This is a genomic window from Acidobacteriota bacterium (assembly GCA_038040445.1).
Lineage (GTDB): Bacteria > Acidobacteriota > Blastocatellia > UBA7656 > UBA7656 > Onstottus_A > Onstottus_A frigus.
Genome location: JBBPIG010000016.1, coordinates 23,241 through 39,402, shown reverse-complemented (window position 1 = coordinate 39,402; position 16,162 = coordinate 23,241). Strand labels below are relative to the sequence as shown.

General features: G+C 56.8%; 10 protein-coding genes. 1 reads left to right on the top strand and 9 read right to left on the bottom strand.

Going from position 1 to position 16,162, the window contains the following annotated elements; genetic code table 11:
• Positions 1 to 35 precede the first annotated feature (35 nt).
• The 9 genes from AABO57_17345 to AABO57_17305 all read right to left on the bottom strand — a co-directional run bounded on the left by AABO57_17345 (position 36) and on the right by AABO57_17305 (position 12,648).
• A complete protein-coding gene (locus AABO57_17345) occupies positions 36 to 1,466 on the bottom strand; it encodes a SpoVR family protein (GenBank protein MEK6287511.1) in 1,431 nt (476 codons plus the stop codon).
• 47 nt (positions 1,467 to 1,513) lie between these two features.
• Positions 1,514 to 2,674: a sporulation protein YhbH gene (yhbH, locus tag AABO57_17340; GenBank protein MEK6287510.1), complete on the bottom strand. Its 1,161-nt coding sequence runs from the start codon at positions 2,672 to 2,674 to the stop codon at positions 1,514 to 1,516.
• Positions 2,675 to 3,064: 390 nt separating this feature from the next.
• The gene (locus tag AABO57_17335) at positions 3,065 to 3,337 is read right to left on the bottom strand and encodes a hypothetical protein (protein MEK6287509.1); all 273 of its coding nucleotides are present in this window, start codon (positions 3,335 to 3,337) and stop codon (positions 3,065 to 3,067) included.
• A 104-nt stretch (positions 3,338 to 3,441) separates the two neighbouring features.
• Complete coding sequence (locus tag AABO57_17330) at positions 3,442 to 5,352, bottom strand: protein prkA (GenBank protein MEK6287508.1); 1,911 nt, start codon at positions 5,350 to 5,352, stop codon at positions 3,442 to 3,444.
• Between the two features lie 406 nt (positions 5,353 to 5,758).
• Positions 5,759 to 6,697, bottom strand: coding sequence for a tRNA pseudouridine(55) synthase TruB (gene truB / locus AABO57_17325; protein MEK6287507.1), 939 nt, complete (start codon positions 6,695 to 6,697; stop codon positions 5,759 to 5,761).
• Between the two features lie 104 nt (positions 6,698 to 6,801).
• Entirely contained in the window at positions 6,802 to 7,170 is a 369-nt protein-coding gene (locus AABO57_17320; protein ID MEK6287506.1) for a YbaN family protein, read from the bottom strand.
• Between the two features lie 34 nt (positions 7,171 to 7,204).
• On the bottom strand, positions 7,205 to 8,755 hold the full coding sequence (locus tag AABO57_17315) for a SagB/ThcOx family dehydrogenase (protein ID MEK6287505.1): 1,551 nt from the start codon (positions 8,753 to 8,755) through the stop codon (positions 7,205 to 7,207).
• The gene (locus AABO57_17310) at positions 8,752 to 10,896 is read right to left on the bottom strand and encodes a tetratricopeptide repeat protein (GenBank protein ID MEK6287504.1); all 2,145 of its coding nucleotides are present in this window, start codon (positions 10,894 to 10,896) and stop codon (positions 8,752 to 8,754) included. The genes AABO57_17315 and AABO57_17310 overlap by 4 nt, the downstream gene beginning before the upstream one ends.
• A 12-nt stretch (positions 10,897 to 10,908) precedes the next feature.
• The gene (locus AABO57_17305) at positions 10,909 to 12,648 is read right to left on the bottom strand and encodes an alkaline phosphatase family protein (GenBank protein MEK6287503.1); all 1,740 of its coding nucleotides are present in this window, start codon (positions 12,646 to 12,648) and stop codon (positions 10,909 to 10,911) included.
• A 178-nt stretch (positions 12,649 to 12,826) separates the two neighbouring features.
• Here AABO57_17305 and AABO57_17300 point away from each other — a divergent pair, with 178 nt between their 5' ends.
• Positions 12,827 to 16,072 carry a CHAT domain-containing protein gene (locus AABO57_17300; GenBank protein ID MEK6287502.1) on the top strand — a complete coding sequence of 1,082 codons (3,246 nt, stop codon included), beginning with the start codon at positions 12,827 to 12,829 and terminating at the stop codon, positions 16,070 to 16,072.
• Positions 16,073 to 16,162: the final 90 nt, after the last annotated feature.

The window sequence follows — 16,162 nt, the reverse complement described above, 5'->3', positions numbered from 1 at the left end:
CGGGCGGATGAAGAAGATTCAAGTTATCAGGCGCCTCAGTCTTCCTCGTGCTCGTGCCCGTCATAATGCATGACGAGCGGTTCATCATCAACCTGAGTTTCAAGATGCACGTCGCGCCCCCAGAGCTTATAGACATGTTCGAGTGTCTTGCGGGCGTACTTCATGTCCAGCTCGACTCCCTCATAACGGTGCGTGAGATACAGCTCGCGATTGCCGTCGTAGTCGCCGTCGACTACTTCGATGTAGGGGAAACCGAAATTGGTCATATTCAGGGCGAGCTGATCGCGCACCCGCTCCCAGTTCTTTTCTGTCACCGTCCAGTCCTCTTCGTCGACAAGCCGATAGACGAATAGATCCAGCTCCTCACAGAGCTCTTCGGTCAGGTAGTTGCGCAGGAACGAGATGTCGTTATCGAGTTCGCGCACTTCGAACATTTTCTCGCGGCCCTCGTCTCCACGCCGCCCGAACTTATCGCGATCGTCAGCGGTAGGATTGTCCCAGCGCTTTTCGATGTCTTCGAAAATCTTGTAGCCGAGATAGTAAGGGTTGAGCTGTCCCTTGTGCGGTGAAACAACTCCGGCGTGCAGTTCTGCGAACTCAAGATGTTCGTTGGTCGGCAGGTCCATCTCGCGCATGATTCGCGAGTGCCAGATGCTGGCCCAGCCTTCGTTCATGATCTTCGTTTGTAGCTGAGGGATGAAATACTCCATCTCCTCGTGAAGCATGGACATGACGTCACGCTGCCAGGGTTCAAGCGAAGGCGAGTGCTTCATCAAGAAATAGATCAGGTCCTTCTCCGGGACGTCGAGACTCGGTTTGTGCTTGCGATCGTCGCGTCGATTCTCCCTGTTCTCACTTTGCTCATCACGCTCCTCTCTGGACAGCAGATCGTCGTAGCGGCCTTCGCGCCGGCTGGGTTTCTCATCAGCCTGTTTGTCGCTATCCTCCTGCGGCTTCCTGATGAAGAAATTAGGATCGATGTGCTCCTCTATCGAAAGCACCGCATCGAGGAATTCTTCCACGACCTTTCTGCCATGCTTGAATTCGTACTCGCCCATTCGTCGCGCGTGCAGTGCGGCTTCATCGACCATTCTCCGGTTGGTCTTCGAGAAGTAAAAGTTGTTCTTGAAGAAGTCGATGTGACCCAGTACGTGCGCGATCACCATCTTATTCTGAGTGGGCGAGTTCGTCTCCAGAAGAAACGCGTACGCAGGGTTCGAGTTGATGACGACTTCGTAGATTTTCGACAGCCCGAAGTCGTACATCATCTTCATCCGATGGTATGCCTTGCCAAAGGTCCAGTGCGAGTAGCGTCCAGGCAAGGCATAGGAGCCGACTTCGTACATGACCGAAGCGGGCACGATCTCAAAACGCACCGGGAACGGATCGAGGCCGAATCTGGTGGTGGCAATGTCCCAGATTTGTTCGACTGCCTGTTCGAGTTCTTGTACTTCGCGGTCAACCATAGGCTCAATCCGCAATCCGCAATCCGCAATCGGCAATCCGCAATGGGCTAGGCTTCTTCTCCGCGCTTCCCGAAAAACTCTTTCAACGCAGGATACACGTCCTCTTTGTCGTCGATGCGAACACCGACGAAGCGGCTCTGACTCCTCAGCCTGTCTTTGAAGATCGAGAGCAGCGCACCTGAAGAGCGGCGATAACTCGACGCGCCTTCCTCGCCGATCTCACCATAGCCGAATAGATTGCATGCTGCGATCAACTCGTCGGCGAGCTTCACCGCCTCATCATTGTCCGAGTAGTAGTTGTCGCCGTCCGAAAAATGAAACGGGTAGATATTCCAATCGTGCGCCGGAAAGCGCTGGCCGACTATGTCGAGGGCCAAACGGTAGGCTGATGAAACGACCGTCCCGCCTGATTCGCCCTGGGTGAAGAATTGCTCTTCGCTGACCTCTTTCGCTTCGGTGTGGTGGCTTATGAACACTATCTTCACGTTGTCGTACTTGGTCTTCAGGAAACGCACCATCCAGAAGTAGAAGGAGCGCGCAATGTACTTCTTAAATTCGCCCATCGAGCCGCTCACGTCCATCATCGCAATGACGACCGCGTTCGACTCGTAAGTCATCTGCTCTTCCCAGGTCTTATAGCGCAGATCTTCTTTCTTAAATGGCCCAATGTGCGCCTTGCCGGTTTCACGCGCCTGGCGCTTGATGTTTTCCATTATGCTGCGCCGCTTGTCGAGATTGGACAGAATGCCCGACCGGCGAATCTCAGTGAACTTGGTGGTCTTCGAGGGAACCGCGTGCTTGGCTTTTTCTTCGAGGTACGGCAGGTGGAGGTCTTCAAAGATGAGCTTTGCGATTTCGTCTATGTCTACTTCAGCTTCGTAGTACTCCTGGCCCGGTTGATCGCCGCCGGGACCCTGCCCCGACCCTTGACCGGGTTGCCCTTCGTGCCCGATCACGTCGCCGACTTTGCTGCTGCCATCGCCGGTCCCGACATGCTTCTTCTTGCGGTAGTCGAAACGGAACTTGTATTCATCGAGCGAGCGAATCGGGACCTTAACAACGCGCTTGCCGTCGGAGAGGATGATCGACTCGTTCGAGACTATCGAACCGAGGTTCTTCTTGATCGCATCGCGGACTCGCTCCTTGTGACGATCCTGATCGATCTGACCCTTGCGTTGGAGTGACCAGTCGTTGCGTTGGACTGACATGATGGAGAGCCTCTTACTCAACTATGTAGATGCGACCGTCAATAAAATCAAACTGTAGTCGATGCCCGACAAAGGCATTCACGCCCAGAATCAATTCAATCGGCAAGCCTAACCTTGAAACCTGAAATACAGCCGCTCGGCAGGATCAAGATCAACGTTGCCGAAACCTACCGGTGGCAGTTGAACGGCTTGCAAAATCTGCCGATTGCCACTGAGAGCTACAACGACTTGAGTCCCAATACTCGGTAAGCCCAACCTCAGCGACAACTCAGGAGCAATGAGACTCACGTCTGCACCGGTATCGATCAGAGCCCCGATAGCGGTCAGGCTGGATTCGCACACTCACGATCGGAGCGCGTCGGGGATCAAATTGCAACCAGCTTCTTCCCATCAACCTACGAACGCCGGTTGAGGCTCAGTATAGACGCCCCTGGTGGTTAGGTTCACTATTCCACGATCACTATAGGACTTCCCAAGCTCGACAAACTCCATCGGCTCCTCAGCGGTTGCCACGAGCTTACCTTCGTAGACCTCCCACTCATCCTCGCGCGTAACTTCTATGAACAACCATAGATCGGGGTAGAACCGCTCCCACTCTTCAATTGGTCTGCACTGGTCAGAGTTGATGATACGCAACGAACCTTTCCGCTTCACGTCATCCATCAGGGGTCCTCCTCGAAACCGTCACAACCCATCGTTACCCGTCAGCGAGCGCGCGGTGAAGACTAGCCCATGCGCACGAGTTCAAGCTAACCGGGCCCGCTTGCTCACCGCGACAGCAGCGTCCCAACGTAAGTCAGCAACTCATTCGCGCACACCGTGCAGTAGCCGTTCTGCGACACCAGCCTATCTATCACCTCGTTGATGCGTCGTAGCTGATCCGCGTCGGGCGTCTTAGTCGAGGTCGTGATCTTCACAACGTCCTTCAGATCGGAGAAGATTTTCTTCTCGATCGCTTCCTTCAAACGCTCGTGCGACTTGTACTCGAAGGGTTTGCCTTTTCGCGCGTGGCTCGAGATTCGTATCAGAATCTCTTGCCGGAACGTGTTCTTCCCGTTCTCACTAACCCCGATCTGCTCTTCGATCGAGCGCATAAGCCTCTCGTCCGGCTCGATCTCTTCTTCGGTTATCGCGTCCTTAAGCTTTTCCTTGTTGCAATAGGCTTCGACGTTGTCGAGGTAGTTATCGCAAAGAGTCTTGGCCATCTCCTCGAAGGAATAGACAAACGCCCGCTGAACGTCGTTCTTCGAAATGTCGTCGTATTCGCGCCGGGCGACCGATACCAGGTTCAGATACCGCTCGCGCTGCTCAGCCGAGATGCCGGTGTGCTGCTCGAAGCCGTCCTTGATCGCTCGCAACGCATCGATCGGATTGATGCAGGTGATGTTGTCGCGAACCAGCGCGCCCGAGAGCCGGTTGATGATGTAACGCGGGCTGATGCCGTCCATTCCTTCGCGAACGGTGTCTTCCTGTAGCTCGCGCACGTCCTTCGACTTGAAACCCTCTACGTCTTCGCCGTCGTACAGCTTCATCTTCTTGACGATGTCGATGTTAGCCTTCTTCGGTTCTTCCAGCCTGGTCATCACCGCAAACATCGCCGCGACCTTGAGCGCGTTAGGCGCGATGTGAATGTTGCGCAGCGCGTCGGACTGCTTGAGCAACTTATCGTAGATGCGCTCCTCCTGTGAGACCTTCAAGTTGTAAGGAACTCGGATCATTATGATTCGGTCCTGCAAGGCCTCGCTCTTCCGGTTGGAGACAAACCCAACGTATTCATTCTCGTTCGTGTGCGAGATGATCGCTTCGTCTGCATAGATCATCGCGAAGCGCCCGGTCTTGATGTTCTGTTCCTGGCTGAGGGTGAGCAGGCTGTAAAGGAATTTCTCGTCAACCTTCAGCATCTCGACGAACTCCATCAATCCGCGATTGGCAATGTTCAGCTCCCCATCGAACCTATAGGCGCGCGGGTCGGATTCAACGCCGACTTCGCCGATGGTGGAAAGGTCAATCGAGCCGGTCAGCTCGGTGATGTCCTGAGACTTCGGGTCGGACGGAGCAAACGTGCCGATGCCGATCCGATCCTTCTCGGAAAAAGCCAGGCGGTGCACCAGAACGTCTTCGTGACGCCCGTGGTAGACGTGTTCGAGGTTGTACCGGCACTGGGGGCACAACTCGCCTTCGATGTAGATACCATAATGGCGTTCGATCTCCCGGCGGAGCTCGGGCGGAATCAGATGCAGCGGTTCTTCGTGCATCGGGCAGTCTTTGATTGCATACACCGCGCCCTCATCGGTGCGCGACCATTTTTCGAATCCCCGCTTTAACATCGTTACGATTGTAGACTTGCCGCCGCCCACCGGCCCCATCAACAGAAGAATCCGCTTGCGCACTTCCAGGCGCTGGCCGGCCGACTTGAAATATTCGACGATCTTTGAGATCGGCTTTTCGATGCCAAAAAGCTCATCGCTGAAGAAGTTGTATTTTACGGTTTCGTCTCGCGATCCCTCGTTGATCTTTTCCATGCCGGCGGCCAGGATCATGTCGCAGATCCGCGCGTGCGAGAGCTTCGACGCATTTGGGTTTTGAGTCACCAGCTCGAAGTAGTCTCTGAATGTGCCTTCCCAGGCCAGCCGCTCACGATCGCGGCGGTGAGTCTCGAGGAGGTCGCTCAGGTTCATTTTGTTCTCTCCCATGTCTCCCTCCGTATCGATTCAGAATGCTGGGCGGCCGGCGCGAGCCTGTCCGGCCCAATGCGTCCGCACGCCAATCGATTTTGCTCTGAAACCGTTCCTGCTGGGGGGGCCAACCTTAAACGGCTTCCGCGGCCCATTCACTACGAGAGTTAGGACGACACTCAGTCTACGCCCTTTCGGGCGGACAGTCGGAGGTAACAACCCGGCTGCTCGTGGCTCGACTGGATGCACGCTCAACCTCGATAAATCAAAGCGAAGCATCTTGTCAAAACAAGCTCGAACTCAACGATCGATCTTCATCCTTTAGCTGCTTGCAGGAGTATAGCACAGGCTGCAAGCGGTGAGTCTCCAACGCCAAATCCACCGATAACGATATGAAGATTCGCCACGATCAAGTAGCTTCGCCGCGCAGCACGACACGCGGTTTCACCAGATTGAAGCGCGAATCATAGTCTCCCACCGCCAGAAGAGCGCCCGCCCGATCGCACAATCGTACCGAAAGCCCGCCGCGTAACGCGACGACCGCTTCATCTTCCGGCAATGATAAGGCTCGGCCGTTCGTCACCTGGTTGGCCTGCTCGTCATCCAGCCTCAACAGCGGCAGATGCGAAAGCATGTCCGATGGGCTTATAAGCGCGTTGGACAGATCCTCACGGGTCATCCTTTCCAGGTCGTCCAGCGTCGAAGCATCCGCGAGCCGAAAGTGCCCGGCCTCCGTGCGTCGAAGCTTGACCAGATGCGCGCCAACGCCGACCCTTTCGCCGATATCGTGAGCAAGCGTTCTGACGTACGTTCCAGATGAACAGCGCACCAGCATACAAAAATCGCGAGTACCGTCTTGATTAGCAGTCAGCGCAGAATCGTCATCTTCGATCAGCTTCATCGAATGCACGATGATACTCACGGGCTCGCGGACGACTTCGCGGCCGGCGCGGGCTGCGCGGTACAGTCTTTCTCCCGCGACTTTCTTAGCTGAGAACATTGGCGGCATCTGCGACTGGGGGCCCGTGAACTGATCCAACACTCGCCGCAACTCTTCGAGACTCAACTCGTTTGATGAGCGAAGTGGTGTGATCTGTTTGCCGGTGCCGTCTTGAGTATCCGTCGCGTAGCCGATTCGGACCGTTGCGATGTATTCCTTGTCGAGCCCGACCAGAAACTGAACCAGTCTGGTTGCCGGACCGAGGCAGCAGACCAGCACTCCAGTCGCGAAAGGATCGAGCGTGCCGGCGTGTCCAACCCGCCGCGTGCCCGCAATACGCCGAACGCGCGCAACGACGTCGTGAGAGGTGAGGCCTTCGGGTTTGTCGATGATCAGCGCGCCGAGCATAAGCTTTTCTGAGTGCAGCTAATCATAGCAAAACACTTCGGGCGGGCTCGACTTGCGGGAGCACGACTTGATGGATCAAGTCGATGAATGGCGAGGTTGAGATCTCAATTCCGCGACAGGGTCTTCATCTTCAGAATTAATGTCGTGACACCTATTCCAACGATGAGCAGTGTCGAATCCAGCAGCAACGAATCCACTCGGTACATTGAGAACAGCAGCGACACCCACAGAACAGTTATCGTAATAATCTTAGCTTTAATCGGCATGCCTCTCTTGTCTTTAATGTTGGTTATGTAAGGCCCCAAATACTTATGGGTCATCAACCAGTTGTGAAGAGTTGTAGACCCCCTCACGTAGCAAGCAGAGGCTAGTAGGAGAAACGGGGTCGCCGGGAGTAACGGCAGGAACACTCCCAGTACGCCAACCAACAGGAACATAGTTCCAAGTGTGTTAAAGACAACCTTGCTGAACACGTTTCAAGCACCTGACACGGCCAAGTTGGTCAAACTAGTAAACGGGCCGCTTCCCGGGCACGCCCACAGAAACCACCAGCATGCAGCTCTTGCCGGCTGCGTGAGGTGAGAAGAATTCAGTCACGTCGTCATCAAAAAACGTCAAACCGGTTGCGCCTCGCTTGAGAGCATACGAAGCCAGGTACATCTTGCCTCCTATTATTCCTGCTTCCATCTGCGCCGCGCGATAGCCGCGGTTGCCGTAGGTGTCGAGCACCAGCTTCAGGCCAGCCATGAAAAAAAAGGTCACGCTCGCGTCGCCGCCCAGGTCTTGCCCCAGCGTCAGGTACGCGGCCTGTTTGCTAAAGTCACCCGGCTTTAGCAACTCGAGCGCGCGATCTTCCCTTCGATAAAAATAAGCACCCGGCGGCTGGCCTTCTACTCGATTGACTATCGCGTAGATCTCATTGAGATGGGCTCCGTCGCGCGCCAGGAAGTCAGTTGTTATGCCTCTCGTCGCCCGATCGATGATCGTAGAGAGATCGGCAAACGGTACCGGCTTCCGCGCAAATCGACGCGTAGAACCACGGCGTTGAATCACTTCCTCGAGCGCCTCAGCCGGCATTTCCTCGTCAGGCATCGGGGCAAGCGCAAACACTTCTCCTTCGATTGCAAGCGGACTCGAATCGATCCTCGCGCCGCGCCACTCGCGCACTTCATCGCGATTCGTGAACGACGACGCGGCGTGCGCCTCGCGGATTGAAGGATAGCCAACGGGTGATTCAGAAATAGGCAAAACATCGAAACCGATTTTGGTCAGCTCGTCGATTGGCGGGCCGTCCGGCAATGCCTCTTCGCTATGACCGAGCGCGAGCAAGCTCAACGCAAGCTCCTGCTGCCCGTCGATCCCAATAAGCTCATTCATCTCCGACTCAACAAAGCCCATCACAACCTTGGCAGGCAGCTCGTGCGCGGCCGCAATCGCTAGCGCGTTCGCCGCTATCATTCCGTTGTCCCAGAAGTGGTACCGATAAGCCCGATCGCGATACTTCCATGTGCTACGCCAGCTTATCGACGTGAAGACCAGCGTGACCGGCGCAGTGACAACGCCTGGCTCATTTCCACTCGCGCGCGCCAATGCTCCGCGAAAGTCCCCGCTACGCAAGCGTCTCAATGCGAAGTCCCCGGGATTGAAGTGATAGACGCCGGCATCCAGGCCTTCGATATCGCCGCAGACCACGTAGACTTCCGTCGGATACAGCGCGCCCGCGCAAGCTGCCGCTCGGAAATAGAGCTCACCGCCGGGATAGGTCTTGTGCTTTGTTACCCCAGCCGAGTAGAACAAAATGCTGGAAAGGCGGGCCATGTCCAGTTTCTTCTCGCCAATGAACGCGACGCCCGGTGATGACACGACTTCAATCGCGGGAGCAAGCGTCTGCACCAGCGCGCGCGGCAGAGGGATCGGTTCAATGCCTGGATAAATCTTGAATGGCGATGGCCTGTTTGCCCAGTCGAGGTAGTGCGCGTCAGTGCGAATGCTCCAATACGAGTGCTTTGTCAGATCGTGATAGCGCCACGCCGCTTCAGTGTCGCGATTCTGCGTCATTGTTGCTTGAGCTTCTGGTCGAGGCCCGCGAGCGAGCCGTTGACCCTCTTGTAGAGCGACTCAATCTGCGCTCGGCGCACCGACGCCATAGGAGACTCGGGCTCGTAGCTTGCTATGTAGAGTTCGAGCGCCCTCCGGTCGTCCCCCGCTTCCTGAGTTGCGACTGCTAGATGCCAGATCGCGGTCTTGCGATCGAGGCTCGTTGGATAAACGTCAACCGACTTGATCAAGCTCTCGAGCGCTCCACGCATGTTGCCTTTCTTGAATTGCGCCCAGCCAAGCGCGTCATAAGCGCGGCCCAGGAACATCGCGCGCCGGCCCTGGCGGTCGAGCGTCGGGGCGTCGCGCATGGAGCCTGCCGGCTCGGTAGCAGTGTCGGCAATTGCGATCGCGCGCCGAGCGAGTTGTTCCGCCGCGTCCTGCGCAATATCCGCTTCGGTCAGCCTGCGAGCCACCCACACCATTCGAAATGCCTGACGGCCATCGTCGAGCGTCGTGAAAGTCGTTATTGCTCGCAGAAGATCGGGCATGCCCGGCAGGTTTGCATCGCGCCCCGCGGAAAGCTCCGCGGTTAAGGACGGTTCGGCGATCGCGCGACGAGGCCGAGTCGCGCCTTTGGTAGCCTCGTCTTCGGTTGCGTCGGCGGCCTTCGTTTGTCCCGGCCGACCCCGCTTTCGAGCCGCGGCTTGAGTCGCCGGTTTGCGTCCCGCGAGCGCGACTTTTATATAGTGATCGATTCTGGCAATCGCTTCCGCCAGCCTGTATTGAAACGACGTCGTCGGGTCATAGTTCAAGAACAAAGCGGCCTGTCTTTCGCGTTCCAGCAACAAGTCGAGCCTCAGCGATCTGGCTTTGATTGCGCCGCCAAGCAACGCTTCGAATTCCCCGTCGCCGTTTACGGTGATCGCTTTGCCCATTACTTCGGTCGCTTGATCGTAGCCGTCAAGTGACATCAACGCCTTGGCCAGTCCGAACGTCAGCGTCGCGAATCCCGCTTGACCTTGCGCGCTGATCAAAGTCGCAAGCGCATCTCCGAATTTACCTTCAAGCACGTCCGTTTCCGCTTTAGCAATAAACGCCCAGGCGTAGCGCGGCTCGATGCGCGCCGCCCGGTCGATTAGCGGCCGGGCGAGCGCGGGTTTCTTGCGAGTGAGATAGAAAAAAGAGAGTTGAGTCAGAAAACGATAATCCGCAGGCCCAAGCTCCTGCGCCCGTTTGATCTCAGGAGCCGCTTCTTCATCGCGGCCCAGCGCAAGCAGCGCAATCGCCAAACCGCCGTGAGCTTCGGCATCGTCTGGCTTGAGCGAAATCTGTTTGCGATAGTAGGAAACCGCGCGCTCATTGTCGCCCATTGCGCGAGCTAGATTGCCCAGATTCACGTTCGCGAATTCATCCCTGGCGTTCAGCTCGAGCGCGCGCTGAAACTCAGCCGCCGCGTCATCCAATCGCAAGCTAATCAGGTAAGCCGTGCCCAGGCTGTTGTGCGCGCGATGGTCCTGCGGCGCTAGTTGAACCGCCCGTTCGAGCACGCGCACGGCCTCAAAGGGCGCTTCGATCTGAACGTAGAAGAATCCGATTTGAACAAGACGATTGGGTTCACCGTCGAAACGCGGCTCGAACGATCGCATAAGGTCAGCAGATTCGACGCGGTAGCCGAACGCATTAACGGCCATCGGCATTGGAAAAATGTACTGGCCGAAAATCTTGTCGTCGATGACAGCCGGCGCCGCGCGAAACGCGGCCTTGAACACCTGCATCGCCAGTTGAGGATTCGCTTCTCTTAGCGCTTGCTCACCCTTGAGTGAGTATTCCCGCATCAACAACTCGCGCGCTTCGTTTTCAAGCGCGGAGCCGCGATTTGCAGCCAGGAACTTTTCGAGCAGGGTTATTCGCTCCTGCTGAGCCGGCGCGTTGCGCGCTCGGTCGAGCGCTTCCTGAGGTGAGAGCGCTTGCGCGGACGCTTCACTGGGCGGAGACGGCTTCCTTGGTTCCGGCTTTCTTTGCTGAGGGCGTTGAGAGGCGGCTGACGAATCTTTCGCTCCGATGACCAGCGCGAAAACTAAGACCCAAGCAAATGTCAGCCTGCGTCCGCGCTTTGTTTCGGGAATCGATTTGGCAAGAGTGTACTTCTTTGCTTCCATACCGGGTCTTAATCACCTCGCTGCTGCGTTCGATGCCTGGATCGATGGGGCGAGCGCTTCGACCAGTACCCGGCCGGTTCGATTCGACGGCGGCTCTATGCCCAGCAGCGCCGCGAGCGTGGGGGCTATGTCCGATGGCGAGCAGTCAGCGTTGTAACGTCCCGGTCGCACGCCCGAGCCGAACAAGATCACCGGCACGTGTGTGTCGTAGTTGTAAGCCGAGCCATGAGTAGTTGGCAGCTCGCCCTCGGCGAAGAACCAAAGCGGTTTGGTTATGAGCCACACGTCGCCCGAACGCTCACGATTGAAGCCGTTGATCACTCGGCGCGCAACTGATCCGGCAGGCATGCGGCCCGCGACAATTTGGGCGCGGGTGAAGTAGTTCACCACACCTTCGGCCTCGAGCGCCGCCTCACCGGCCACGCGCTCCGCTTCGCCGGGGTCAATCTTCTTCTCAACGATGAGTCTTTGATCGAGGTAGAGTTGATCGTTGATGAAGTTGACGACCCACTTTGCTTCGCCGAAGCGGGCTCCCAGAGCCTTGTTCGCGGCCTCGACCACTTCGCGAGCCGGCAGTCGCGCGGCGTCAAATCCCTTCGACTTCATGTATTCGGGCACTGGAGCGACTCCATGATCTCCGGTTACCACCACGATCATATTGGCAAGCCCGATTTTCTTGTCGAAGTAACTGAGCAGGTCGGCGACTACCCGATCCAGCCGGATGTAAGTGTCTACGATCTCCTGGCTGTCGGGGCCGTAGTAGTGACCGGCGAGGTCGGGAGAAGAGAAGCTTATCGAGAGCAAATCGGGGAAGTCGTCGGCGCCAAGCGACTCGGCTTCGACTGCCGCTTTACCGAACGCGGCCAGATACTCAGAAGCGAACGGTGTGATTTGGAAGGCGGTGTAAAACCTCTGGCCCGGCTTCTCATCGCCGCCGGTTATCGCGTATGGAAAGCGTGAACCCAATGCGGAGCGCTGCAGCGAAAGGTTCTCGGCTTGCGCGCGCTTGTATGCTTCCGGCGGAAGCGCGCGTTCCCACTTCATGCCAAAGTATTTGTCCGGCCGCTCGTTCGCGTCGAACTTCTTTACCCAGGCGGGTAGCTCCTTCGAGTAGTAATCGCTCGACACGAACTCACCGTTTGCGTCATTGAACCAGAATGCGCCGTTTGGACGTTGACCGCCGGGAAGCACGGCCGCGCGATCCTTCAAGGATGCGGCGACCACCTTGGACTGAAAACCATTCGCCAGCCTCATCTGATCGCCGATCGTGGTGCCCTGTAGATATCGAGGGCTGGCAGCGCCGCTTTTGGCCGATTGTCCGCTGGCGGTTACCAGGTGGGCGGAGTCATCAGTCACCATAACGCGGACCTTGCCCGACTCGCGATCGAACCACGCGTTGCCGACGATGCCGTTTTGAGCCGGGCTCGATCCGGCGAAGATCGCCGCGTGTCCACAAGCGGTGAAGGTCGGAACGTAGTCATAGTTCGCGTTAGTGAAGAGCGCGCCTTCATTCATCAAGCGACTGAACCCGCCGCTGCCGAATAGATCGCCGAAGCGTTGGAGAAAATCGTAGCGAAACTGGTCTACTACAATCACCAGAACAAGCTTCGTCTTCGTCGATGTGGCGGACCGCGAGGCGCCGGCGCGCGGCGATGTTTGCCGTTGCGCCTCGCCCGGCGGCGGAAGAAGGGTCAGGACGAAGAGTAAAACAACGATAATCCGAGCAAGATATCTGTTCTTGTTATTAGCCATCGGCCTCTCGTTACAACAGACACACACCGTAATTCACGGATGCAGTGGGTGTCAACCTGAGGCTTTTCAGGCTTCCAGGGCCCGCCGCTGCTGCGCAATCCATTTCATCAAAAATCGATTCATTCACCGCGCCAGGTGTGATATACAAGACTCCCACACAAGCCAAGGATTCCTAACGATGGCGGCTATCGAAGAAACACTCGAGAATGAACCACACAACCGCCGCGCTGCGTTCATATCGTGGAGGCTGTTGGCGGTCATCCTGGCGTTGATTGTTGTTCTGATCGTCGCGATTGTGATCGCATACAAGAGGCGCGCCTCACCCGTCGAGCGCGGCACACGCGCGCTAGTCGAGGCTTTTAGCAAGCGACGTTTGATCGAGCCTCGCCTGTCGGGTGGGTTCAAGGGCGGTGAGTTCAGACCGTCGGTTGGCGACGCTTCCGACATCAAGTCATCGGAGGTGGAACGGGCGCGCGACTTGATCACGAACGCGGCAGCGAAAGGTGAGCCTCGATCGCAGCTTGCGTACGCGCGATTGCTGTTGCTGAGCGAAGCTGAAAAACTGCCCGAGGCGCTCAAGTGTCTTCGGCGCGCGGTTGCCAGCGAACCCGACAGCGATGAAGCGCACAACGACCTGGGTGTCTGCTTGATTCAACAGGGCAAGCTCGAGGATGCGATCGAAGAGTTCGACGACGCGCTGAGGCGCCGGACCGATATGCCAGAGGCGCTGTTCAATCGCGCATTGTGCTACGAGCGCCTGCTGCTGCGCGACGCAGCAGCCGTCGAATATGGCCGCTTCGTGGAGGTTGAGCACGACAGTGGCTGGCAGGATGAAGGAAGGCGGCGGCTTCAGGAAGTATCATCTCCGCTAGCACCCCAGAAACGCGAAGCTGACATCATCGCCGCATTCGATGCGCAGATTGCTGCTAAGAGCATTGAGGAGGCAAAGCGATTCGCAGATCACAACCTTCAGGTGATGATAAAGCACGCTTCAGAGAGGCTGCCCCGAGAATACTTGAAGGACCTTGTAGAAGGGCGTCTACAACAGGCTCAACAGGCGTTGTTCTTGATTGAGTTGATCGGCGAGCGTCTGGCTGAAGCGAAGCAAGACGCCTCAATCGCCGATCTCGGACGCTACTTGCGCAGTCTGCCCGAAGCGGAATGGCGTGCTGAGTTGAGACTGATCTCCGATTACACCGAGGCAGGAAAGCTGGCGTATCAAAGCCCTTCTGCCGCGCAGAACTCGTTCGACCTGCTACGGAGGGAGTTCGCCACCCGCGGCAACATTGTCTTTGAATACTTCTCAATCCATTACTTGGCATCTTGTCACTATAGCGCGAGTCAATTGGCATCCGCCGTGGCAGCCTCGAAGGAAGCGCTCAACATTGCGCAAAAGCACACCTGGCCCTATCGGCAGGCCCAGGAGTTGATGCTGCTAGGCATTCTGTACTCGAGACTCGGTCAAGACTCTCTCGCGATCAAGTCGGTTGACCAGGCCAGGCTTCCCGTGCGCGGGATGCCGATCGAGGCGTACGCGTTCCAGTACCTGTCGGACGCCTACAATAATCTTGGGGATATCGATAAGGGACTTTCCTGCCTTCGCGAATCAACGAAACGCTTTCTTGAAAGTATGCCAACCCGCAAAGAGGTTGCGAGCAACTACTTGAATATTGGCGACCTTTACCGGCGCCGGGGCGACCATGAACTTGCCTCGCTTTATGCCAGGCAGTCGCTCAGCGTTTCTGAGTTGGTGAACGACAATAAGCGCGCGGCACAGGCCTCGGCGTTCATCGCCGTCGAGCACTCGCGGTTGAACCAGGTTGATCCCGCTGAAGCCGAACTGAATCGCGCGTTCGATTACTTATCCAAAGTTGATGCCAAGGAGCGGGATTACACGGAAAGCGTCGTGCTGACGTTAGCTGGTGAAATGGCCCGCAAGATTGGCGATGCATCGCGCTCGCTCGAATTCTATTCGAGGGCGGAGGCGATCATCGAGCGGAGCGAAGGGAAAGAGATCCCATTGCTGGAAGTTCTGCGCGGCCGGGCAAAGACGTATGTTGAAGCGGGGGAATTCAGCAAAGGTCGGGCTGATCTCGAGCGCGCGGTGACATTGCTGGAGAGGTACCGCACGAACATAGTTGAACGCGACAATCGCAGCAGGTTTCTCGATGCGCGCCAGGGAGTATTCGATGAGCTAGTTGCGCTAAGCCTGGATGCCTTAGGCCGCAAGGAGCAGGCGTTCGACTTCTCTGAAGCGTCGCGTGCTCGCACGCTGCTGGATGAAAGCGCACCTGTGAAAGGTGCACGGTCAGCATCTGGGAGAACCGCTACGCCACTCAGGCTTCAACAGATTCAGGCTGAATTGCCTGGCGATCTTCGGCTGGTGACTTACTCGGTCACTGATGAGCGGACTTACATCTTCACGATCACGCGATCACGATTCGACGTCGTAGAGTCATTCGCCACGACTGAGATTATCGACCGGCTTGTGCAGGAATATGTCTCCGGACTGAAGAGTAGGAGTTCGCTCGATGAGCTCTCGGGGAAGGCGAAACAGTTGTACGAGTATCTGATCGAGCCAATCGGCGCACAGCTCTCCGACGGCAAGAGGCTGTGCATAGTGCCGGATAAGGCCCTTCACTTTCTCCCGTTTGCCGCACTCATTGACAGGTCCGGCCAGTTTCTCGTCAAGCACTACAACGTTACTTACGCGCCGTCGGCCACTGTGTTGGCGCATTGCATTGAGGAACGCCGATTAAAAGGGACAAGCGGGAACGAGCGCGCTCTGGCGGTTGGCAATCCCAAATTCGATCGTGAGAGGTTCCCTACCCTGGAGACGTTGACGGATGCTGACCTTGAAGCGGCTGAGATTGCGAAGTTCTACCCTGGCAGCGTGTTTCTTAACTCCGCTTCTGCGAGCAAGAAGAGGGTTAAAGAGGCGCTCAACGTCGAGATAGTCCACCTGGCAGTGCATGTACTCGTGGACGAGAAGTCGCCGTGGCTGGCGGCGCTGGTTCTCGCCGGGGATGGTTCGGCGTCTCAAGGGTCGCGAGGTGGTGATGGGTCGGGCGACGAGGGATTGTTGTACCTCAACGAGATCTACGGAATCAGTTTGCCGCGAACGCGACTGGTCGTGTTGTCCGCCTGTCAAAGTGCATTGGGACAATACTATCGAGGCGAGGGAATCGTCAGTCTTGTTCGCCCTTTCTTGGCGCTGCAGGTCCCAATGGTCGTGGCAAGCCTTTGGTCTATCGACTCGGAAGCGACTGCCCCTCTCATGATCGAATTCCACAAGAATAGAACATCGGGCAGTATGGACGTCGGAGACGCGTTGCGCCATGCCCAAATCAAGTTGGCCGAAGACGAGCGCTTCCAACATCCGTTCTACTGGGCGCCGTTCATCGCCATCGGAAGCGACAATTGATCGCTTCGACACGAATTGTTAACAGCAGACATATAAGAGGGGATCGGCAATCAACAGGTTCTAAATGCCTCCCCCACAAATGCATCTCGT